This is a genomic window from Shewanella psychrotolerans (assembly GCF_019457595.1).
GTDB lineage: Bacteria > Pseudomonadota > Gammaproteobacteria > Enterobacterales > Shewanellaceae > Shewanella > Shewanella psychrotolerans.
Genome location: NZ_CP080419.1, coordinates 3,784,125 through 3,805,651, shown reverse-complemented (window position 1 = coordinate 3,805,651; position 21,527 = coordinate 3,784,125). Strand labels below are relative to the sequence as shown.

Annotated in this window: 21 protein-coding genes; 16 read left to right on the top strand and 5 right to left on the bottom strand. The window is 45.0% G+C overall.

What is annotated here, in order from left to right; all coding sequences use genetic code 11:
• The first annotated feature begins 169 nt into the window (after positions 1-169).
• The 8 genes from zapE (at position 170) to rlmB (ending at position 8,175) form a co-directional block, all read left to right on the top strand.
• Positions 170-1,276: a cell division protein ZapE gene (gene zapE, locus K0I62_RS16735; protein ID WP_220069180.1), complete on the top strand. Its 1,107-nt coding sequence runs from the start codon at positions 170-172 to the stop codon at positions 1,274-1,276.
• A 276-nt stretch (positions 1,277-1,552) separates the two neighbouring features.
• Positions 1,553-1,984: a 50S ribosomal protein L13 gene (gene rplM, locus K0I62_RS16730; RefSeq protein ID WP_028762636.1), complete on the top strand. Its 432-nt coding sequence runs from the start codon at positions 1,553-1,555 to the stop codon at positions 1,982-1,984.
• A gap of 14 nt (positions 1,985-1,998) precedes the next feature.
• Positions 1,999-2,391 carry a 30S ribosomal protein S9 gene (gene rpsI / locus K0I62_RS16725; RefSeq protein WP_220063045.1) on the top strand — a complete coding sequence of 131 codons (393 nt, stop codon included), beginning with the start codon at positions 1,999-2,001 and terminating at the stop codon, positions 2,389-2,391.
• 171 nt (positions 2,392-2,562) lie between these two features.
• The gene (locus K0I62_RS16720) at positions 2,563-2,751 is read left to right on the top strand and encodes a DUF2065 domain-containing protein (protein WP_220069179.1); all 189 of its coding nucleotides are present in this window, start codon (positions 2,563-2,565) and stop codon (positions 2,749-2,751) included.
• A 66-nt stretch (positions 2,752-2,817) separates the two neighbouring features.
• Positions 2,818-4,113 (top strand): adenylosuccinate synthase, encoded by a 1,296-nt coding sequence (locus K0I62_RS16715; RefSeq protein ID WP_220069178.1) that lies wholly within the window; start codon positions 2,818-2,820, stop codon positions 4,111-4,113.
• A 175-nt stretch (positions 4,114-4,288) separates the two neighbouring features.
• On the top strand, positions 4,289-4,909 hold the full coding sequence (locus K0I62_RS16710) for a tetratricopeptide repeat protein (protein ID WP_220069177.1): 621 nt from the start codon (positions 4,289-4,291) through the stop codon (positions 4,907-4,909).
• A 42-nt stretch (positions 4,910-4,951) separates the two neighbouring features.
• Positions 4,952-7,405, top strand: coding sequence for a ribonuclease R (rnr, locus tag K0I62_RS16705; RefSeq protein WP_220069176.1), 2,454 nt, complete (start codon positions 4,952-4,954; stop codon positions 7,403-7,405).
• Between the two features lie 29 nt (positions 7,406-7,434).
• The gene (gene rlmB, locus K0I62_RS16700; protein WP_220063050.1) at positions 7,435-8,175 is read left to right on the top strand and encodes a 23S rRNA (guanosine(2251)-2'-O)-methyltransferase RlmB; all 741 of its coding nucleotides are present in this window, start codon (positions 7,435-7,437) and stop codon (positions 8,173-8,175) included.
• 362 nt (positions 8,176-8,537) lie between these two features.
• On the opposite strand, the gene K0I62_RS16695 is transcribed toward rlmB, so the two are convergent.
• Positions 8,538-8,735: a hypothetical protein gene (locus tag K0I62_RS16695; protein ID WP_220069175.1), complete on the bottom strand. Its 198-nt coding sequence runs from the start codon at positions 8,733-8,735 to the stop codon at positions 8,538-8,540.
• A 266-nt stretch (positions 8,736-9,001) separates the two neighbouring features.
• Between K0I62_RS16695 and K0I62_RS16690 the strand changes: the two genes are divergently transcribed.
• Positions 9,002-9,424: a hypothetical protein gene (locus K0I62_RS16690; RefSeq protein WP_220069174.1), complete on the top strand. Its 423-nt coding sequence runs from the start codon at positions 9,002-9,004 to the stop codon at positions 9,422-9,424.
• 821 nt (positions 9,425-10,245) lie between these two features.
• On the opposite strand, the gene K0I62_RS16685 is transcribed toward K0I62_RS16690, so the two are convergent.
• Positions 10,246-10,989: a DUF481 domain-containing protein gene (locus tag K0I62_RS16685; RefSeq protein ID WP_220069173.1), complete on the bottom strand. Its 744-nt coding sequence runs from the start codon at positions 10,987-10,989 to the stop codon at positions 10,246-10,248.
• A gap of 227 nt (positions 10,990-11,216) precedes the next feature.
• On the opposite strand from K0I62_RS16685, the gene rpsF reads away from it, so the two are divergent.
• From rpsF to rplI, 4 genes are read left to right on the top strand one after another with little or no spacing between them, the layout of a single operon-like run.
• Positions 11,217-11,627, top strand: coding sequence for a 30S ribosomal protein S6 (rpsF, locus tag K0I62_RS16680; protein WP_220069172.1), 411 nt, complete (start codon positions 11,217-11,219; stop codon positions 11,625-11,627).
• A gap of 8 nt (positions 11,628-11,635) precedes the next feature.
• Positions 11,636-11,941 carry a primosomal replication protein N gene (priB, locus tag K0I62_RS16675; protein ID WP_220069171.1) on the top strand — a complete coding sequence of 102 codons (306 nt, stop codon included), beginning with the start codon at positions 11,636-11,638 and terminating at the stop codon, positions 11,939-11,941.
• Between the two features lie 11 nt (positions 11,942-11,952).
• Complete coding sequence (gene rpsR / locus K0I62_RS16670; RefSeq protein ID WP_011867078.1) at positions 11,953-12,180, top strand: 30S ribosomal protein S18; 228 nt, start codon at positions 11,953-11,955, stop codon at positions 12,178-12,180.
• A 27-nt stretch (positions 12,181-12,207) separates the two neighbouring features.
• Positions 12,208-12,660 (top strand): 50S ribosomal protein L9, encoded by a 453-nt coding sequence (rplI, locus tag K0I62_RS16665; RefSeq protein WP_220063057.1) that lies wholly within the window; start codon positions 12,208-12,210, stop codon positions 12,658-12,660.
• A 286-nt stretch (positions 12,661-12,946) separates the two neighbouring features.
• Here the strand turns inward: rplI and K0I62_RS16660 are convergent.
• Positions 12,947-14,015, bottom strand: a protein-coding gene (locus tag K0I62_RS16660; protein ID WP_220068015.1) for an IS630 family transposase whose coding sequence is annotated in 2 segments (ribosomal slippage) — positions 12,947-13,520 and positions 13,519-14,015 — 1,071 coding nt in all. Because the reading frame shifts where the segments join, the coding sequence is not laid out codon by codon here.
• A 12-nt stretch (positions 14,016-14,027) separates the two neighbouring features.
• Here K0I62_RS16660 and K0I62_RS16655 point away from each other — a divergent pair.
• Positions 14,028-15,317, top strand: coding sequence for an IS4 family transposase (locus tag K0I62_RS16655; protein ID WP_220071430.1), 1,290 nt, complete (start codon positions 14,028-14,030; stop codon positions 15,315-15,317).
• Positions 15,318-15,376: 59 nt separating this feature from the next.
• Here the strand turns inward: K0I62_RS16655 and K0I62_RS16650 are convergent, their stop codons facing one another.
• Positions 15,377-17,581 (bottom strand): S46 family peptidase, encoded by a 2,205-nt coding sequence (locus K0I62_RS16650; RefSeq protein ID WP_220069170.1) that lies wholly within the window; start codon positions 17,579-17,581, stop codon positions 15,377-15,379.
• Between the two features lie 123 nt (positions 17,582-17,704).
• On the opposite strand from K0I62_RS16650, the gene dnaB reads away from it, so the two are divergent.
• Both dnaB and alr read left to right on the top strand, forming a co-directional pair.
• Positions 17,705-19,111, top strand: coding sequence for a replicative DNA helicase (gene dnaB / locus K0I62_RS16645; RefSeq protein WP_220063059.1), 1,407 nt, complete (start codon positions 17,705-17,707; stop codon positions 19,109-19,111).
• A 102-nt stretch (positions 19,112-19,213) separates the two neighbouring features.
• A complete protein-coding gene (alr, locus tag K0I62_RS16640; RefSeq protein WP_220069169.1) occupies positions 19,214-20,290 on the top strand; it encodes an alanine racemase in 1,077 nt (358 codons plus the stop codon).
• A gap of 541 nt (positions 20,291-20,831) precedes the next feature.
• Here alr and K0I62_RS16635 read toward each other — a convergent pair.
• Positions 20,832-21,296, bottom strand: a complete 465-nt coding sequence (locus K0I62_RS16635; RefSeq protein WP_220069168.1) for a chemotaxis protein CheX — start codon at positions 21,294-21,296, stop codon at positions 20,832-20,834.
• Positions 21,297-21,527 lie beyond the last annotated feature (231 nt).

The window sequence follows — 21,527 nt, the reverse complement described above, 5'->3', positions numbered from 1 at the left end:
ATTAGGATCTCTATTAGATCAATTCCTATAATGCGTCCATCTTTACGGCCGGATATTTAGCTTAACTTCCTTTTTATCTGCTTATGTTCGTCGGTAGATATCTATGAGAATTACTGACTGTCATGATACCATCTGGCCGTTGATTTAAGGATAGAAGAGAATATTGACTGTGCCGCATCTCACCCCTTGGGAACATTACCAGCAAGATTTACAGCGAGCCGAGTTCTCTCATGATCTCGCACAAGAACAAGCGGTCAAATCACTGCAGCGTGTCTATGACGAATTAGTTGCCGCTCAGCAACCTGTTTCGGGGATTTCTAAGCTGTTTGGTTTTTTGAGAAAAACAAACTCGCAGGTAAAAGGGCTTTATTTGTGGGGCGGCGTAGGACGTGGCAAGACCTATTTGATGGATACCTTTTTCGATGCGTTGCCTGGTGATAAAAAGCTGAGAGCCCACTTTCATCGATTTATGCATCAAATTCACCTAGATTTAGATGGCTTGAAAGGTCAGCGTGATCCGCTATTAGTGATTGCCAAAAGAATGGCTGAGCAATATCAAGTTATCTGTTTCGATGAGTTTTTTGTCTCAGATATTACCGATGCCATGTTGTTAGGCACGCTGTTTGAGGCGCTATTTGCTGAAGGGGTTGTCTTGGTGGCCACCTCTAATATCATTCCTGATGAGTTGTATCGCAATGGCTTGCAACGGGCGCGTTTTCTTCCCGCAATTGCCGCCATTAATAAGCATTGTGAAATCCTCAATGTCGATAGTGGTATCGACTATCGTCTGCGTACACTTGAGCAGGCTGAAATCTACCATTTCCCATTAGATACGCAGGCAGATGCAAACTTGATTAGCTATTTTGATCAATTGGCGCCCGAATCTGAAGTATCAGATGCGCCAGTTGATATTGATGGTCGTGAAATTGCTATACGTAAACAGGCTCAGGGCGTGTTATTGATCAATTTCAGAGAACTATGTGATGGTCCGCGCAGTCAGCGAGACTATATGGAGATGGCCTGCATCTACCATACGGTGCTGTTAAGTAATGTTGAGCAGATGGGCAGCCAAACGACGGGGGATGATATCGCGCGTCGGTTCTTGGCAATGGTGGATGAGTTTTATGAGCGTAACGTCAAGCTGATTATTTCTGCTGAGGTGGCACTCGAACAGATCTATACCGAAGGTTTATTGTCGTTTGAATTTAGACGCTGTCGCTCACGACTCACTGAAATGCAGTCTCATGAATATCTCGCGCTAGAGCACTTGCCTTAATAATCAAAATGGCAAAAGGGATAATTGTCACTTTTAGCTATTTCATCATTCAATGAGGCAAAGCTGAAGAATTCCTGCAAATTAGCTAAAAAATTAGATGATTTTTAACTCAGCTTTGTCTATAATTCGCGACCTGCCCTCGTTACTCCGCTAATAAGGCGGAAGATGTAAAGCCTTATTCTTTGCTCGAAGGGGTAGAGAATGGCACTTTTTGTGTTGTTATTTAATGATGAATGACGGCATGTGAGACAGAATTTTAACATTGGGTTTTTGTAAATGAAGACTACTTTTACTGCTACACCAGAAACCGTTACTCGCGACTGGTATGTTGTTGATGCTGAAGGTAAAACTTTGGGTCGTATCGCTACTGAGATTGCTGCTCGCCTACGTGGTAAGCACAAGCCTGAGTATACTCCTCATGTAGATACTGGCGATTACATCATCGTTATCAACGCTGAGAAAGTTACTGTTACTGGTAATAAAGCGAAAGGCAAAGTGTACTACTCGCACTCTGGTTTCATTGGTGGCATCAAGCAGATCACCTTTGAAAAGCTGCAAGATCATAAGCCTGAAATGATCATCGAGAAAGCAGTTAAGGGTATGTTACCTAAAGGTCCTTTAGGACGTGCCATGTTCCGTAAACTTAAAGTTTACGCTGGTACAGAACATAACCACGCTGCACAACAACCTCAAGTTCTTGATATCTAAACAGGATTAAGCAAATGGCTGCAACTCAGTACTACGGCACTGGCCGTCGCAAAACATCTACTGCTCGCGTATTCGCTAAAGTAGGTAGTGGTAACATCGTCGTGAACCAACGTCCACTTGACGAATATTTTGGTCGTGAAACTGCTCGTATGGTTGTTCGTCAACCACTAGAGCTAGTTGAAATGACTGACAAGCTAGACATCTATGTAACTGTTAAAGGCGGTGGAATCACTGGCCAAGCAGGTGCAATCCGTCACGGTATCACTCGTGCATTGATGGAACTTGATGAAGCTCTACGTCCATCTCTACGCGCTGCTGGTTTCGTTACCCGTGATGCTCGTAAAGTTGAGCGTAAGAAAGTGGGTCTACGTAAAGCACGTCGTAAGCCACAATTCTCTAAGCGTTAATATTTCGCTTCGAAAATTCAAAAACCCAGCATTATGCTGGGTTTTTTTATGGCTAAATTCTGCTATTTTTAGCTCATCCATTCGCTTTAAACCCGTTCACCAAGGACTGGCTGAGTTGATCAGTTTGTTATAGTGGCAGGTATTACTGTTCTGTATAGGAAAAACTTGTTTATGTCATTTCAACTTCTGATGTTAGTGTTGGCGATAGTGCTCATTATTGAAGGTATTGGGCCACTTTTATTTCCCAATCGTTGGCAAGCATATCTGAAGGAAATTTCTAATCAAAATCAGCGAGTTTTGCAAAGATTAGGCGGGGCGTTAGTGACGGCTGGTGTGGTCATATTGATTATTTTTTCATAAATTACTTGCAACTTCCCCCCTAAGATCTGCTAAAATCCCGTTTTAACCACTACCTTGCAGCAAATAATGGGCAAAAACGTCGTAGTTCTCGGCACCCAATGGGGTGACGAAGGAAAGGGTAAGATAGTCGATCTACTTACCGAACAGGCCAAATATGTCGTTCGTTACCAAGGTGGCCACAATGCGGGTCACACACTGGTAATCGATGGTGACAAAACCGTTCTTCATCTTATTCCATCAGGGATTTTACGCGATAATGTAAAATGCATTATCGGTAACGGTGTGGTGCTTGCGCCAGACGCTCTGATGACTGAGATCAACATGCTTAAAGAGCGTGGCGTACCTGTAGAGGAACGTCTACTTATCTCTGAAGCGTGTCCTTTGATCCTTCCATTCCATTGTGCGTTAGATGTCGCTCGCGAAAAAGCGCGTGGTAATAATGCTATTGGTACTACGGGTCGTGGTATTGGTCCAGCATACGAAGACAAAGTTTCTCGTCGCGGTTTACGTGTAGGCGATCTGTTTGATGCAGAGTTGTTTGCCGCTAAACTGAAAGAAGTGATGGCTTACCATAACTTCATGTTGACTGAATACTACAAGTGCGAAGCAGTTGATTACGAAGAGACATTGAAAGATGCGCTAGCAATTGCTGATTACTTGAAGAGCATGTGTACAGATGTATCTGAGCTGCTTGATCAGGCACGCAAAGCGGGCGAACCAATTCTATTTGAAGGTGCTCAAGGCACGTTACTGGATATCGACCATGGTACTTATCCCTATGTAACCTCTTCTAATACTACCGCAGGTGGTGTTGCAACTGGTTCTGGATTTGGTCCACGTCATCTAGATTACGTTTTGGGGATCATGAAGGCATACACCACTCGTGTCGGTGCAGGTCCTTTCCCTACGGAATTGAAAAACGAAATCGGCGACTACTTAGGTACTAAGGGGCACGAGTTCGGTGCGACTACTGGTCGTAAGCGTCGTCCAGGTTGGTTAGATGTTGTCGCTATGAAGCGCGCAGTTCAAATCAACAGTGTTAGCGGTTTCTGCTTAACTAAACTAGACGTTTTAGACGGCCTAGAAGAAGTTAAGATTTGTGTTGGCTATCAATACCCAGATGGCTCTGTAGCAACCACGACTCCGCTAGCAGCTGAAGGTTATGAGCAGGTAACACCTGTTCTAGAAACTATGCCTGGTTGGAGTGAATCAACTTTCGGCGCCACTTCTGTAGATCAATTGCCACAAGCGGCATTGAACTACATTAAGCGTCTTGAAGAGTTGTTGGAAACGCCAGTCGATATTATCTCAACGGGTCCCGATAGAAACGAGACCATGATTCTAGTGAATCCGTTTAGTTAATCATAAGGGCCGCGTTAAGCGGCCTTTTTATTGAGTCAGACAAAAGAAACCGCTATAACTAGCCAAGAGTCTTTAAGGTAATTGCCAAGCGGCCGATAAGATAAGTTATACTGCCCAGTGTTAATATATGCCGAGAGGCGATGCAGGGCGCGAAATCGATATAGAGAATTTTGTTATGCTACGATTTGTATTCTTTATTATTTTGAGTTCCTTATCTTTAATGAGCTACGCAGAAACTCAAGCTGTGAATATTTACAGCCAAGAGCAATTAATCGATATGATCCGCGATAAGTCTTATCTTACTCAGGTCAAAGGCGATGATTGTCAGTTGGTGCAAGACATTGAAGCGCGCGCTGAAGTATTAAAGCAACCCTTATATCAGTACCTTTGGGCGGAGATGCTTAATTATGGCATCTGTGTTTCAGCAAATCCGCCGAGGGGGATCTCATTACTTCGTGATGCAGCCGAGCAAGGCAGTGCAGAAGCAATGGTGAGGATTGCCGAGTATTACCATGACGGTAAGTTTGTGATCCAAGATAAAGAGCGCGCAGTGCAATACACGCTGCCCGCAGCCGCAAGTGGCGATCTACCAGCACGAATGATGTTAGTCAGATTGTTTGGCGAAGGCTATGGTAGCCCCAGAGATTACGAGATGGGTTATCATTGGCTATACAACGATGTATTTAGTGATGAGGCAACGAAGCAACAAGCCTTGAAATTATTGATGGTGCTAGAAGCAAAAATGCCCGCCAGTGCAGTAGATAGGGCAAAGCAGGAGCATCTGAGATCCCGGTAATTGCCCTACGCAAGAAGCAAGGGCTGACATTTTGGATATTGAATGATCAAAGATCCGCATTTAAAGCGTGAACAACAGAAGTACGACAACCCCATTCCCAGCCGTGAGTATATTTTAGATTACTTGCGTTCAGAGAAATCACCCCTCAATCGTGAAAAAATAGCGCAAGCGCTAAAAATTGTTGATGAAGAACAATTAGAAGCATTGCGTCGTCGCCTACGAGCGATGGAAAGAGATGGCGAGTTAGTGTTTACTCGTGGTCAAGCCTACGGTTTACCAGAGCGCATGGACTTACTCAGCGGCACGGTTATCGGCCACCGCGATGGTTTCGGCTTTCTAAAACTCGATGAAGGTGGTGACGACCTTTATATTAATAACCGTGACATGTTGATGTACTTTCATGGTGACAAGGTGCTGGCGCAAAAAGCTGGCGTCGATAGAAAAGGACGCCGCGAAGCACGTATTGTACGTTTAACTCATCAACGTACCGCAGCATTAGTCGGACGTTTCCATATCGATTCGGGTATGGCGTTTGTTATTGCCGACGATCGCCGTATTACCCAAGAGATCTTAATCCCTGATGAAGATCGTGGTGGTGCTCGCCAAGGCGATGTAGTGGTGCTTGAGTTAACTCGACGCCCTGGTCGCCATATCAAAGCGGCAGGTAAGATCACCGAAGTTTTAGGTAAAGAGCTAGCGCCAGGGATGGAGATTGAAATTGCACTGCGCAATTACGATCTGCCTCATACTTGGTCGAGCATTATTGAGAAGAAACTGCGTAAGATCCCAGATGAAGTGACCGAGGCCGATAAGCAAGGCCGTGTCGATTTACGTCATCTGCCGCTGGTCACTATTGATGGCGAAGATGCACGAGATTTTGATGACGCTGTGTATGCCGAAACCAAAAAAAGTGGTGGCTGGCGTTTATGGGTAGCGATTGCCGATGTGAGCCATTATGTGCGCACCGAATCCGCCTTAGATACAGAAGCACGTGCTCGAGGTAACTCGGTTTATTTTCCATCGCAAGTGATCCCAATGCTGCCAGAGAAGATCTCTAATGGCTTGTGTTCCTTGATGCCAGAGGTCGATCGTCTGTGTATGGTGGCTGAGATGACTATTTCAGCAGCGGGTAAGTTATCTGGTTATAAGTTTTACCCAGCCGTTATGCATTCCCATGCAAGGTTAACTTATACCCAGGTTGCCGATATGCTGGAAGGCGGCGAGGTGAGCGATAAGCTCAAACCCATATTCCCACACCTGAAGACACTGCAATCTTTGTATCTCACGTTAGATGATACTCGTGCTCAGCGCGGCGCGATTGCCTTTGAGACCACAGAAACCCAGTTTATCTTTAATGCCGATCGTAAGATCGATCGCATCGAGCCACGTACCCGTAATCAGGCACATAAGATCATCGAAGAATGTATGATCATGGCTAATGTTGCGTCGGCTAAATTTGTGCAGAAACATAAAGGTGAAGTACTTTACCGTGTACATGAAGCGCCATCTGAGCAAAAACTAGCGAACTTTAAGGAGTTCCTTAAAGAGCGCGGGCTCACCATGAGTGGTGGTCTCGAGCCAACGCCGGCCGATTATCAAGCGATAATGGAAAAGATAAAAGACAGACCCGATGCTGAACTTATTCAGGTGATGTTGCTGCGCTCAATGCGACAAGCGACTTATACGCCTGATAATCAAGGCCACTTCGGTTTGGCATTGGAGGAGTATTCACACTTTACCTCACCCATTCGCCGTTATCCCGATCTAGTGCTGCACCGGGTTATTCGTTACTTGTTAGCCAAAGAGCGCGGTGAAAGCATCGATAAATGGACCCCTGATGGCGGTTATCACTACAAGATTGAAGAACTGGATCTACTTGGCGAAGAGTGTTCAACTACCGAGCGCCGCGCCGATGAAGCCACTCGCGATGTAAGTGATTGGCTCAAGTGCGAGTTTATGCAAGATCATGTGGGCGACACATTCGAAGCGGTTATCGCCTCGGTAACCCATTTCGGTATGTTTGTTCGTCTTAACGACCTATTCATCGATGGCTTAGTTCATATATCTAGTCTGGGCAGTGATTATTATCAATATGATAATATGCGCCAACGTTTAGTAGGTGAAGCTTCTGGAAAGATCTATCAACTTGGCGACCCAGTTACCGTAAAAGTGGCTGCCGTGAACCTTGACGATCGTCAAATTGATTTGATGATGGTCGATGATGAAGGTCGCACACCAAGAAGAGCTAAAGCCAAAAAGCCATTAACAGCTAGAGAACGAGTTAATCTTGAAGGGGCTAAAGCGGGTAAGGCTGGCGACAAAAAGGTTAAAAAGCCTCGTCGTAGCAGTGCTAAGGCGGGCGTAAGTAAGCCTGCTGCAAGCAAAGCTAGTGGCAGTAAGGCCGGCGGTGCTAAAAGTAGTACCGCTAAACCCAAGAGCGGTACAGCTAAAACGGCTGCCAAGAAACGCAAACCAGTTAAGCGTAAAGCAAAATAGTAAGCGCAAAAATAAGAGAAACCAAATAGATGAAAAAACAAGATATCACCTTCGGTATTCATGCACTTGAAGCAGTGCTAAACCATAGTCCCGAACGTGTGATTGAGATGTGGGTATTACAAGGTCGTGACGATCAGCGTTTAGCCCCTTTACTTGAAATTGCCGCTCAATATGGCGTGTCGATCCAAAAGACTTCACGTAAGGCGCTTGATGAAAAAGCAGGTAGCACTCAGCATCAAGGCGTATTAGCGCGTGTTAAAGCGGTGAAGCAGCTTAATGATAATGATCTATTGGCATTGGTCGAAAAGACCGAAACGCCATTTTTGTTGATCCTTGATGGTGTTACCGACCCTCATAACTTGGGGGCCTGTTTACGTAATGCTGACGCTGCTGGTGTTCATGGGGTGATTGTTCCTCGCGATAATTCAGTTGGCTTAACACCTGTTGTGAGCAAGGTTGCTTGTGGTGCAGCAGAAGTGGTGCCGCTATTTCAGGTGACAAACCTTGCGCGTACCATGAAGGCTTTACAAGAAAAGGGCATCTGGATCGTTGGTGCAGCTGGTGAAGCCGAACATGATCTTTATAAAGCCGATCTTAAAGGTCCGATTGCGATTGCCATGGGCGCCGAAGATAAAGGTCTGCGCCGTTTAACTCGTGAAGGGTGTGACTCGCTAGCATCGATCCCTATGTCGGGTAGCGTTTCGAGCTTGAACGTCTCGGTAGCAACCGGAATCTGTTTGTTTGAGGCGGTTCGCCAAAGGTTGGGGTGATCGGGAATTCGATCTTTCAATTTTTGAGTCGCTGACTCAAGGTTGATGAATGCCGATGAGGGAGACTTCATCGGCATTTTTGTATCTGCCGTTTGACTACATGGTCATTTAGTGACGTGGTTATAGCGTTAACCGTCGCTGTTGTTTATAGCCTGCGGCTCGCTTATGTGCAGATACATCTGCTACACACCGACTCTTTATTTCGAAGAGAGTCGTCCGTGGAGGCTCGACGATGGCATCCCTGCCATCGACGTCCGCAGATGCATCTACACCCGGTTATTTCATCTCTTCGATTGAATGGTATCGGAATTTTCTATGTGTCTGGATAAAGTGCATTTGTTCTTGCCGTGGATCTTGTAGCGTTAACCGTCGCTGTTATCTATCGCCTGTCCGGCGGGGGATGTGCAAGCACTCTTTTGGCACGGTGAGTGAAGCGAAGCTTCGCGCTCACGAGCGAGAGGCATGGATGCCGAACTGGCTGTTAAACAGGGATGTTGTTTGAATATATCCCTATACGCTTCACGGCGGTACTGACCTACATGGATAATGGATGGGTCCATTCCATTATCCTTGATATCTATCGGCTGCCCGGCGGGGGAAGTGCTTACACCCGTATCTAAACGTCTCTTCGATTTGGCTTCACTTGGCATCGGTAAATGATGTTGATTAATTTTGAGGAATGCTTTAACTGTATATAGGCCAAATAGTGATGGATTAGTCTCTTCATCAGTTGGTTACATCGGTACTTGGAGTGTAAATTAATTATCGGCAGGGGTTTATCCGGTCGGTCGGATAATAAGCCACTAGCTGTAGAAAGGAGGTCATTATGCAGTATAAAAACACTCAGCCTGGAATTGCGATGCTTTCAATTATGGGAATTGTAGTATTGGTGCTTCTCTTTGCTTCGGTAACTAAGCCTACCGAACCTATTGGATTTGCATATTTAATTTTAGGTGTGCTTTCAATTCTTTTTTCATCATTAACCATTAAAGTGGAAGGTGGAGAAGTAAAGTGGTTTTTTGGCCCAAAATTTTGGAGTAAATCAATAAAAATATCTGAAATAGAGTCGCTCAAAAAGATAAGAACAAAATGGTACTATGGGCTTGGAATTCGTTTAATTTCAACTGGATGGTTATATAACGTCTCAGGGCTAACAGCTGTTGAGTTAAAACTTAAAGATGGCACAACGGTTAGTTTGGGGACAAACGATTCTGAAAACTTAATAAAGGCTATTGAGCAAAGCAGCTAACAATACTGTCATTAAAGACACTGAATAGCTGACTGGTGCTCGTTCTTCACAAACTTTAGCAGCTTTTAAATTGCATTTTATGAACACGTATCTGGTCAAATCGAAGAGGCGTTGGATAACTAGTGTAGATACGCTGGTGAGCTTCCGAAACAGGGATGTTTCGGCAGAGCCTATAGGGATATATTCACGGCGTCTCACAGGCGTATCTGCACATGAGCCCACCGCAAGTGATAAGTACACCATCAAGCGATGGTTTGAATTACCCTTTCAGACGGCAAAGTCCTTTCGACCCAAAAAATTGAAAACATACTGACATCAGTAACGTTAAATCGAAGAGACGATAGATACAGGTGTAAACACGTTTTTGGCCTTCGAAATCAGGGATGATTTCGCAGAGCCCACAGGGATGTGCTTGTGGCGTGCCAAAAACGTGTTTGCACATAAGGCCTGCGGCAGGCAATTGATACAACATAAGGCCAAGGTTGGCTTAAACCTTTCAAATATCAAAGTAGGGTAGAAGCTACTACTATCTGAAAAGTAGTTGAAAACGACAGGCATCAGTAACGTTAAATCGAAGAGATAAATAACCCGGTGTAGGTGCGGCTGAGGCCTTCGATTTCAGGGATGAAATCGTAGAGCGCCCAGGGACGGGTTTACAGTGTGCCTCAGCAGTACCTGCACATGAGCCCACCGCAGGTGATAAGTACACCATGCTGCCATGGTTCGCAGAACCCTTTCAAATTTCTACTTGGCTTGATGTATAAGCAATTGAAGCAGCGCTTCATCTACCAGAGCTGCATTGAAACCTTGTGCTGCTAAGCTTACTTGAAGGTATAAAGCAGATTAAAGGTGGTGATGGTATCCGTCTGCTTTGAATCCTCGGGTACTACTTCTGTGTACTTGATATTCATGCCGACTTTAAACGCCCAGTCTTGAAACAGGGTGTTCTTGTAACTCATGTCTAGGGTGACAGTGCTGTTGTCCTCGCCAGTTTCGGCGGTGAGATCGGCGTTGAAGCTAGTGTATTCGTGGATCTTCTGCTCAAACTTGGCTGCGGTACGCAGGATCACTTCACGCTCGGCTTTTGGGTCGGGTATCGACTCACTGACTTGAGGCAAGTTGTATCGATAACCTGGACCCACTTCGAGACTCAGCTTAGTGCTGTCGCCGCTAATGGCGTCGAAACCATAACCAGTCGAGATGGTCGAGATACGGGTATAACTACCAAATCTGTCTTCGGTGAAGTCGCCACGGGCAAAGATATAGCCTGAGTAAATCTTGTAGTTCGACTGGAGCTGGACATCATATTTTTCTGATGTGGTTTTTTCTGAGTCTGAGGCGAAGTAAGCCTTGAACACCCCTTCCTGACGAAAGTTGTCTGTGTCGTAGAGTAGTTTGGTGCGGCCGTTGAAGCTACTGGACTCTGTGTTACCCGTGTTGATCTGCAGCCCCGCTTCGATCTCTGCCGAGAAGTCGCTTGGAGGCTCCTGATAGTCCGGGGGCACCAATGCCCATGCACTATGGGGCAGGCAAAGCGATGCGAAAAAAAAGCTGGCTCTTAACATTATTTTTATTCTTGAACGAGTCGAATTGAAGGAGGCTTTATTTTAAGTCGCCTATCATACCGTTTCACTGTCCGATCGGCAAAGGCAATAGCGAAAGATATCGCTTGAGTTTAAGCCGCTTCCCATGTAATATTCCGCGGCTTAATTCAGTCACTTTAATTAGTTCCTTGCCTCCATTTGGTTTGACTGAGCCAACAACGAGGCTAGATAACCGTAAGGAGCAAAAAATGCGTCATTATGAAATCGTATTTTTAGTTCACCCTGATCAGAGTGAACAAGTGCCAGGTATGATCGAACGTTACACGGGTATTCTTACCCAAGCTGGCGGTCAAGTTCACCGTTTAGAAGATTGGGGCCGTCGTCAATTGGCTTACCCAATCATCGAATTGCATAAAGCTCACTATGTTCTTATGAACGTAGAAGCAACTGCAGAATCGGTTGAAGAGCTAGAAACAGCTTTCCGTTTCAACGACGCTGTTCTTCGTAGCATGGTTATGCGCACTAAAGGTGCCATCACTGAAGCTTCTCCAATGGCTAAAGCGAAAGACGAGCGTGATTCACGTCGTTCTAGCGAAGACCGTCCAGTTGCTGATGCAGCTGATGAGTCTGAAGAAGCCGCTGAAAACACAGCTGAGTAAGTTTTTCTGTGACCACCAATCACTTGGTGTTATCTGGAACCATAACCCGTTCTAGAAGCTTTAAAAGCCCAGCGGGCATTGCGCATTGCGTGATTATGTTGGAACACAAATCGCAGGTTTATGAAGCAGAAATGCTCAGAAACGTATACTGTCAGATGCAAGTGGTATTGAGTGGTGAGCGCTTTGAAAGCGTAACAGACAAGCTGAAAACCGGTGTGGATATCGAGGTTCAAGGTTTTATTGCTCTACAACAGGGGCGAAATGGCCAAAACCGTTTGGTATTACACGCTGAAAATGTCGAATTGAAAACTTAGGAGACTGTCACATGGCACGTTATTTCCGTCGTCGCAAGTTCTGCCGTTTCACTGCAGAAGGCGTTACAGAGATCGATTACAAAGATATCGCTACTCTAAAGAACTACATCACTGAAAGTGGTAAAATTGTTCCTAGCCGTATCACTGGTACAAACGCTAAATATCAACGTCAACTAGCTCGCGCTATCAAGCGTGCTCGTTATCTTTCTCTACTGCCGTACACTGATTTACATCAGTAATACCGCATCAATTTAGAGGAATATAAAATGAACGTTATTTTACTAGATAAAATCGCTAACCTAGGTAACTTGGGTGACCAAGTTTCTGTAAAAGCGGGTTACGCACGTAACTACCTTTTACCACAAGGTAAAGCTGTTGTTGCTAACGCTGCTAACACTGAAGTTTTTGAAGCACGTCGTGCTGAATTAGAAGCTAAGTTAGCTGGTGATCTAGCTGCTGCAAACGAGCGCGCTGAGAAGATCAACGCACTTGAGCCTGTTGTTATCGCTTCTAAAGCGGGTGACGAAGGTAAGCTATTCGGTTCAATTGGTAACCGTGATATCGCTGATGCAGTAACTGCTGCTGGTGTTGAACTTGCTAAGAGCGAAGTTCGTCTTCCACTAGGTGCTATCCGCACTACTGGTGAATACGAAATTGATGTTCAAGTTCACACTGAAGTTAAAGCTGTTGTTAAAGTTTCTGTTGTTGCAGAAGACTAATACCTCAGTTTAAAAGCTTTAAAGAAAACACCGCACTAAGTTGATTAGGCGGTGTTTTTTTATGTCTGAAATTTGCTGAGAAGCGATGCTCGGCATTATAAGCGAGACAAAAAAATACCCAGCAGTGCCGTAATGCCGATCAGTTAATGCCAATATGATCGGTTGACTGATCTTTAAAAGCCGTCAAAATCCAGTACAGACTCTTGTTTGTACTGGATTTTTTAATGGAACTTTCTGAAGCTTTAGCGCGTACTTCTATCAATCGACCTACTGATACCATTCCATCTTAATACTTAGTCATTATTGCCCACTCTCTACGACATAAAGACATCACTCTTTTCGTATCGCTAATGAAGTTGTTCCAAGCATCAGAGCAGGCTGCAACGATATCATCGTATCCTTGAAAGCTGCGATTAGCTAAATGATGCTGCCGTAACCAACTCCATACTTGCTCTATCGGATTTAGTTCAGGGGAGTATGGCGGTAATTTGATGATGCTAAGGTTGTTAAACTCATCTGCGAGATCTGCTGTATGCCAACCTGCACCATCCATGACAACAACGGCATGCCTACCTGGTTTTGTCCTTTGTGCTATCAGTGATAGATGCTGACGCATGACGTCTTTGCTTAGGTAAGGAACGATCATCGCTTCAGTATCGCCTGTTTGCGGACAAACAGCGCCAAAGAAATGCGCATATTCGAACTGTTGCTGGCGTATAGCGCGAGGACGAGTGCCTTTTCTTGCCCATAAACGTGTGGTCGTGTTTTGCTGCCCGAAGCGGGCCTCATCTTGAAACCAGATATCAACTCGCTCAAGCGCCACACTACCAGGGATGTTAAGGATCGTTTCCAGTTGGAACTTTTTTAAAAGCCTCTTGGACTTCTATTGATTGCTTAGGATGTTTTGAACGACTCGTTATCCAACTAAAACCTAATTGTTCCAGTAATTTGTAAATCGCGTTTGGATGGTAATCAACATTAAAGTGATATTTGACATATTTTAGGATCGCATCACCTGTCAGTCTTCCACCTGAATCACTCGAGCATTGTTCCTCTATGTAGGCACTGAGTTGCTGCTTTTGACTTGAGGTTAAGTAGCTATCACGTCCCTTATTTTTCTTAGCATCCAACCCTTTGATACCGTTGGCAAGATACTTAGCTACCCAAGCGTTGACGCTAGCGCGGGCAACTTTGAGCCTCAAGGCGACATCAGTACGATTATTTCCCTCGAGGAAGAGAGCGACGGCAAGTAATCGCATACGTTTACGAGGTTCTTTTTCTGCTCTAGATAAAGCTAAAAGCTCTTCGGCACTATAAGTTTTCAATTTGGAATACGGGTTAAGGTTGGTGCGCATATTAGATCATAGATCATTACTAATTGGTATGAGTTCACCAATCTTGGGGAGCTTCTTTGTCCAGAGCTTATTCAAAACTGTTTACAATCCAATGGTGTAGCCACGCTTCGTAAGCGAAAATTACCTATGGAGTCTATGATTTGGGCTGTTATCGGCATGGCTTTATTTCGGGGGGAGTCCGTTAGGCAACTGATTAATAAACTGGATATTATCCTCCCAAATAAGGTCGATTATGTTGCTCGAAGTGCTGTCACTCAGGCAAGAAAGAAATTGGGCAGTGACGTTGTAAAAGATATTTTTCGACAGACTCAAAAGAGATGGAACATGCTGGCTGAGCATCCACAATGGTGCGGCCTTAATCTTTATGGCGTGGACGGTGTCGTCTGGAGAACCCCTGATACACCTGAAAACGATAGCGCCTTTTCTCGCACGAGCAACCAATCGAGTAATGCTTCCTATCCTCAAGTTCGCATGGTGTGTCTAATGGAACTCAGTAGTCATCTGTTAGTCGACTCATCTTTTGGGAGTGTAGCTGAAAATGAAATGGCATTAGCCGCTAATCTCATCAACAATACGCCGGATAACAGTTTAACCCTGTTCGACCGGGGCTTTTACTCGTTGGGGTTATTACATGACTGGTCACAAGCTGGCAGTAATAGACATTGGTTAATGCCATTGAAGAAGAATACACAATATGAAGTGGTACGTTCTTTAGGGCGACAAGATAAGCTTATCAGGCTAACCACAACCCCTCAATCTAGAAAGAAAAGGCCTGATTTACCTGAGTTTATGGAAGCACGTTTACTCACTAAAACAGTGAAAGGAAAAACGCTGCAAATCATCACTTCACTCACAGAGCCAATGCGTTATCCATCAGGTGAAATCGTTGATTTATATGCACATCGATGGGAGATAGAGTTGGGGTACAGAGAGATGAAGCAGTATATGCTTGAAACTCGGTTTACACTCAGAAGTCAGCTTCCGGAATTAATTAGGCAGGAGTTGTGGGGAGTCCTTCTTGCGTATAACTTGCTGAGATATAAGATGGTATTGATGGCACACTCATTAAAAGGGGTCTTCCCTAACCAATTGAGTTTTAGAGAAGCGTCGTCGCATATTATTTTTAAACTATCCCAACTTCCTAGCATATCTCCCGGCAATATTCCTAAGGTAATCTTTGATATAGAAAAAAATGCAAAACAGTTTGTTTTAGAAGGAAAGAGGGAGCGTAGTTATCCTAGAGTGTTGAAGTGTTCGAAGGACCGATATCCCATAAAAAAGAAAGCCGTTCACGTTAAGTGAACGGCATTAAGCAGTGCCGGGTATTTTTATTGTAAAAGACGCAGTGGATGAGTCTTTTGTTAGTTACGCACTAACTCCAGCTCTTTGATCAAGTTGTCGGCATGGTCAACTTCATCCATCATCCATAGGATATATCTAAAGTCGACGTGAACTGCACGAGTGATCGTTGGGTTAAAGAACCAATCTTTGGTGATGGCTTCATAGGTCGAATCGAAGTTCAATCCAACGAGTTCGCCTTTGCCATTAAATACCGGTGAACCTGAGTTTCCGCCAGTGGTATCAACACTCGACAGAAAGTTTACAGGCACCGAGCCAAAACTCTCAGGTTTGTCTAAACAAGAGAACAGGCGACATAGCCAAGATGCCGGATCTTGATACACAGACTCAACTTGATGGCTGCCATAGCGTTTAGCGTTAATCGCATCTAATACCTTTTGCGGTGCATTAAATGGCTCAACACCAGTGTGCTTAGCTACGATACCTTCAAGGCGAGTGAAAGGCTGCTTGTAAAGGGCATCTTTCGATTGATAGCCATCAACCATACCATAGGTGATACGTAAGGTGCCGTTGGCGTCTGGGTACACTGGCCAGTTGTTTGACTTATAGTAAGCGATAACGGCTTCCATATAAGCTGGTCGTGCTTTGGAGAGCTTACCTGCTAGTGTTTTTTTCGCCTTTTCTTGTGCCATATTGGTGTCGTATAAGGCTACGGCAAGACGAATAAAGGGATCGGCACTGGTTTCAAATGCCTTAACGTCTGCATCCATCCAAGCTAAACGTTTAGCTTGGTCTGTGAGTGAGGTTAATGAGTAGAGACCGTCTAATTTGTCGGATAGTGTCACGCTACTATCTTCAGTTTTGAGCATCTCGTCGAGTTCAGCAACCCGATTTTCTTGTGCCAGATAAGCGTTAAGATCTTGTAGCCATAGAGTCTTATCAACCGATACCGCAAAACTTGAATCGATACGCTTAAGACGCGCTTTAAGCATCTTCATGTCACGTTGCTGATAACCCTCTTCACGTTCTGCATCGGGCTTGGTTTTCTCTTTTGCTAGTCGATACAGTTGGTTGGCTGCAGTTAACAGCGCGCTCGATTGAGCGTTTTCAAAGAAGTAACGGGTTTGCTGGGCGGTGTGCTGCTCAACTAACAGGTTTTCTAGCTGATCAAATTTAGCCTGATAGCTTTGATATTGGCTATCGGCTGCTAACCACTTGCTAAAATCATCTTCGCGCGCTTGCTTAATCCCTGCAATATCGGTGGCCTTAAAGCCATCGAGCAGACCATTGTATTTTTTCATCCGGTTTGCCATTGAGGCTAAGGTGCCTGCATATTTGATGGCAATCGCAGCATCGCTATCACCCATAGCTTCAATGGTATCTATGCGCAGTTGATAGCGCTTAGCTAGGGTAGGGTAGAGCCAATCGCTGGCGAATTTTAGTTCGCTGGTTAAACGATAGCGACTGGTTGAGCCTGGATAGCCAGCGACAAACACGCCATCACCCGCTTTAACACCATCGGCGTTAATTTTGAGGTAGCTTTTAGGTTTAAAAGGCACGTTATCAGCAGCATAGGCTGCTGGCTTACCATCTTTGCCTACATAGGCGCGCAGGAAGGTAAAATCGCCCGAATGGCGCGGATACTCATAGTTATCGATATCACCGCCGAAAGAGCCAACACTTTTGGGTGGCGCGTAGACTAAACGAACATCGCGGATGATAAGTTGCTTGATAAGGTAATATTCGAGGCCGTTATGAAAGCTTCGCACCGAGCAGCGATAGTTGTCATCGCTTTCACACTCTTTGATGAGTGATTTACGGTTGGCTTGGATCTCTTCAAAGCGTTTAAGCGGGTCATCGCTTAAACCATTCATTACCTTGTTGCTCACGTCGGTAACGGCTTCGGTAATATAGAGGCGTTCGTTGGGACCAGCCGAAGGTTCTTCGGACATCTGCTTGGCTAGGAAGCCATCGGCGATATAGTTGTGCTCTTTTTTACTATTGTATTGTATCGCACGATAAGCACAGTGGTGATTAGTCACAACTAAACCTTGGGGCGACACGAAACTGGCGGTACAATACCCGAGGCCAACAACCGCATTCATGGGATATTGGGTGAGATCGGCAAGTTGTTTTGCTGGAATTTTAATACCACGTTCGCTAAGTTTATCGGCGATCGAAGGCATTTGATAAGGTTGCCACTGCCCTTCATCGGCAATAGCGATGCCCGATGACAGCATTAAGGCTGCAACCAATGCTTTGCGCATGTTTATTCCTTAATTATTATATGTGTGTTTGTTGGACGAACAGGCGTAGGCGGCCTGTTTGAGTTCTGCTTGACCCGGGTTTTATACCATATTTTGCCTAATCGTTGGAAATTTGGAGATTTAATGGCACAGCAAGGTGGTTTTCAGGCTAAGAAAAAGCCGAGAGATTTACAACTCGATGCATTGAAGATGCCGCCACACTCTATTGAGGCCGAGCAATCTGTGCTCGGTGGCTTGATGTTGGATTCAGACGCTTGGGATAAAGTTGCCGAAGCCGTGGTGAAGGAGGACTTTTATTCTCGTTCACATCGGATGATCTTCGTCGCGATGGAGGCCCTGGTTGCTGCAGGTCAACCGATCGATTTGATCACGGTATCTGAGCAGCTTGAGCTTGAAGATAGTCTTGAAGATGCCGGTGGTTTTGCCTACTTAGGCGAAATTGCGAAGAATACCCCGAGTGCGGGCAACATTTTATCTTACGCCTCGATTGTACGTGAACGTGCGGTTGTACGTGAAATGATTAAGGTGGCCAATGAGATTGCCGACGCGGGTTTTAATCCCGAAGGACGTAATTCGGGCGAACTACTCGATTTAGCCGAAAGCAAAGTCTTTAAAATTGCCGAGCAGCGTGCCAATGCGAATGAAGGCCCTGAGGGCATTAAGAGCATTTTGGAAAAAACGGTCGATAAGATTGAAGAGCTGTACAACAACCCACACAACGGCGTCACTGGGGTGTCGAGCGGCTTTGGCGATTTAGATAAGATGACCGCGGGTTTCCAGTCTGGCGATTTGATCATTGTTGCGGCGCGTCCATCTATGGGTAAAACCACTTTTGCGATGAACTTGTGTGAGCAAGCCGCACTCAATGAAGATAAGCCCGTGCTTATTTTTAGTTTGGAGATGCCATCAGAACAGATCATGATGCGTATGTTGGCCTCACTCGGTCGTGTTGACCAAACTAAGATCCGTACTGGTCAGCTTGACGATGATGATTGGGCACGGGTTTCATCGACTATGGGGATCATGCTTGAACAGGGCAAGATGTATATCGATGATGGTTCGGGTTTAACGCCAACCGAAGTGCGCAGCCGCGCCCGTCGTATCGCCAGAGAACATGGCGGCTTGTCGATGATCATGATCGATTACCTTCAATTGATGCAAGTTCCTGCGCTATCTGACAACCGTACGCTAGAGATCGCCGAGATCTCTCGCTCACTTAAGGCGCTTGCTAAAGAGTTAGAGATCCCTGTTATTGCGCTGTCGCAGCTTAACCGTTCATTGGAGCAACGTGCCGATAAACGTCCTGTTAACTCTGATTTGCGTGAATCGGGTTCTATTGAGCAAGATGCGGATTTGATCATGTTTATTTACCGTGATGAAGTGTATAACAACGATTCTGAAGATAAGGGCACCGCAGAAATCATTATTGGTAAGCAGCGTAACGGCCCTATTGGACGAGTGCGCTTGGTGTTTCAAGGTCAATATTCGCGCTTCGATAACTATGCCGGCCCTCAATTCGAAGAAGATTAATTTATGAGCAGGGCAAAGATTAAACATGGTTTATTTTGCCCCTTTATGACTCATTTTGCGTTAATTTCATATTAAGCGTATTTGCTTTTATAAGGTTATTGTTTGAAACCCTTTCCCCGTGCAGAGATCAGTGGTGATGCGCTGAAGTCTAATTTACAGCGATTACGAGAACTTGCACCCCATAGCAAGGTGATGGCGGTCGTTAAGGCCAATGGTTATGGCCATGGTTTACTTAATGTGGCTAAGTGTCTGACGACGGCTGATGGTTTTGGTCTTGCCAGATTGGAAGAGGCGTTGGAACTCAGAGCCGGTGGCATTAACGCCAAGCTGCTTCTGTTGGAAGGCTTTTTTCGCCAAAGTGATCTTAATACCTTAGTTAATCATGATATCGATACCGTGGTGCATCACGAGTTTCAAATCGAGATGCTAGAAACCGCTAAGTTAGATAAACCTGTCACTGTGTGGATGAAAGTTGATTCGGGAATGCACAGATTAGGGTTTACCTTAGCGCAGTTCGCCTCAACCTATCAGCGGTTACTCGATTGTCCTCAGGTGGCTAAACCTATTCATTTGATGACCCATTTTGCTTGTGCAGATGAGCCTGACAATCCTGCTACGGCTAATCAAGCTAAACACTTTAACGAGATGACTAAAGATCTTCCTGGCGACAGAACTTTAGCTAATTCGGCTGCGGCGCTTTATTGGCAAGATACCCAAGCTGACTGGATAAGACCCGGAATTGCGCTTTATGGCGTATCACCAGTTACAGGTGATTTTGGTAGTAATCATGGTCTTATACCTGCTATGGAGCTGGTTTCTCAGTTGATTGCAGTGAGAGAGCATAAGGCGGGTGAGCCTGTCGGATATGGTAGCTATTGGCACGCTAAACAAGACACCAAACTCGGCGTGGTCGCCATAGGCTATGGCGATGGCTATCCCCGTAATGCACCTGAGGGAACTCCAGTGTGGATTAATGGCCGTTTGGTACCGGTCGTTGGCCGAGTATCCATGGATATGCTGACGGTGGATTTAGGTATCGATGCAACAGATGCCGTGGGTGACGATGTACTGCTTTGGGGTAAAGCGTTACCCGTTGAAGATGTTGCTGAACATATTGGTACGATAGCCTATGAACTAGTGACTAAGCTGACCCCGCGCGTTGCAGTATGTTTGGGGTGATTTTTTGCCTTATATTAATGGTGAAATTACTCATTAATTTGAGCAGCTCGCTAATGGATTATTAAGTGTTATCCCAATCAGTATAAGAAAGCGATCGACTCAGCGTGTTTTTTGGGTAACCAATCCAAGGCGAATGGATAATGCAATGGTTGTTTCCATGTGAGGCCATTCAACGCAGAAGTCGAAAGTCAAAAAACACGCCTAACAGGCGAATTTTAGCGCTTTTGATGCTGTGTTAACGAGTTTGACCCTAGAACAAGTATGCGCTTCACTCGTTGTAAACAACAAGGTCTTGCATGTTGCCGACATACTTAAGACATTCCCGCCAGCCTTGGCGGTCAGATGTTATGAATGTCTTTAATACTGGAGCAATTAAAGACCTTGCCTCATCAGCGCTAACCTTTAGTGTTGAATCGTCGCTGAGCGATCACATCTTTATACTAATTGGTATTAGACCTGTCTAAAGCTTCGAGGAGAAAAGAAAGTGCTCCTCGATGATTCGCTTTCAATATAGCCTATTTCGATGATGCTCTGCTTGCCATTAAAGCTCGAAGCAGATTTCGATGTACGCATTTCCAAAATTACTGGTAAATGGCATTATAATTTTTTGACCGTCAGATTTATGGGCTATGGTATGGCCTTTACCTGAGACGACAATTGGTGTGGCCATTTCGAAGTCATAGCCTTTATCACCCAATAAGTTTTTGGCACCACCCGTCACCATATTAGTAATTTCGCCAACGAGATCGGTAACCTCTTCGTTAACGCTAGAGGGTCTTTCCCCTAGCATATTATTCATGATCTCTAAAATTAATGACTCTTCGAAAGTGATAGAAAGCGAACCTTTGGTTTGTGGGCCGACCATACCGATTAAACCTGATACGTCACCCTTTGCGATATTATCTTTTTTAAGATTGGGCTTCCCAGGCTTAAGTTCCATGCTGGCCATGGTCTTGAGGACGTTAAGTAGCGATTCTAAAAACGGATTTATAAAGTTCACATTCATCTGGGAAGAGGCTCCTATACTGTCTCTAAATTGATTGCCGATGCCTGACTATAAGCTTAGGAGAGTTTTTATTTAAAATCTTAAAATCTCATTTTTTACCATAGCACAGCACCACCTTAACTGTATAAATTGTTGGGATTAACTTGCCAATATTTTATGATTTGTGACCACAACAGTAATGCTATCGGCTATGTTGACATTGGTTGGCTCTCTTTCTCACGATGAGAATGC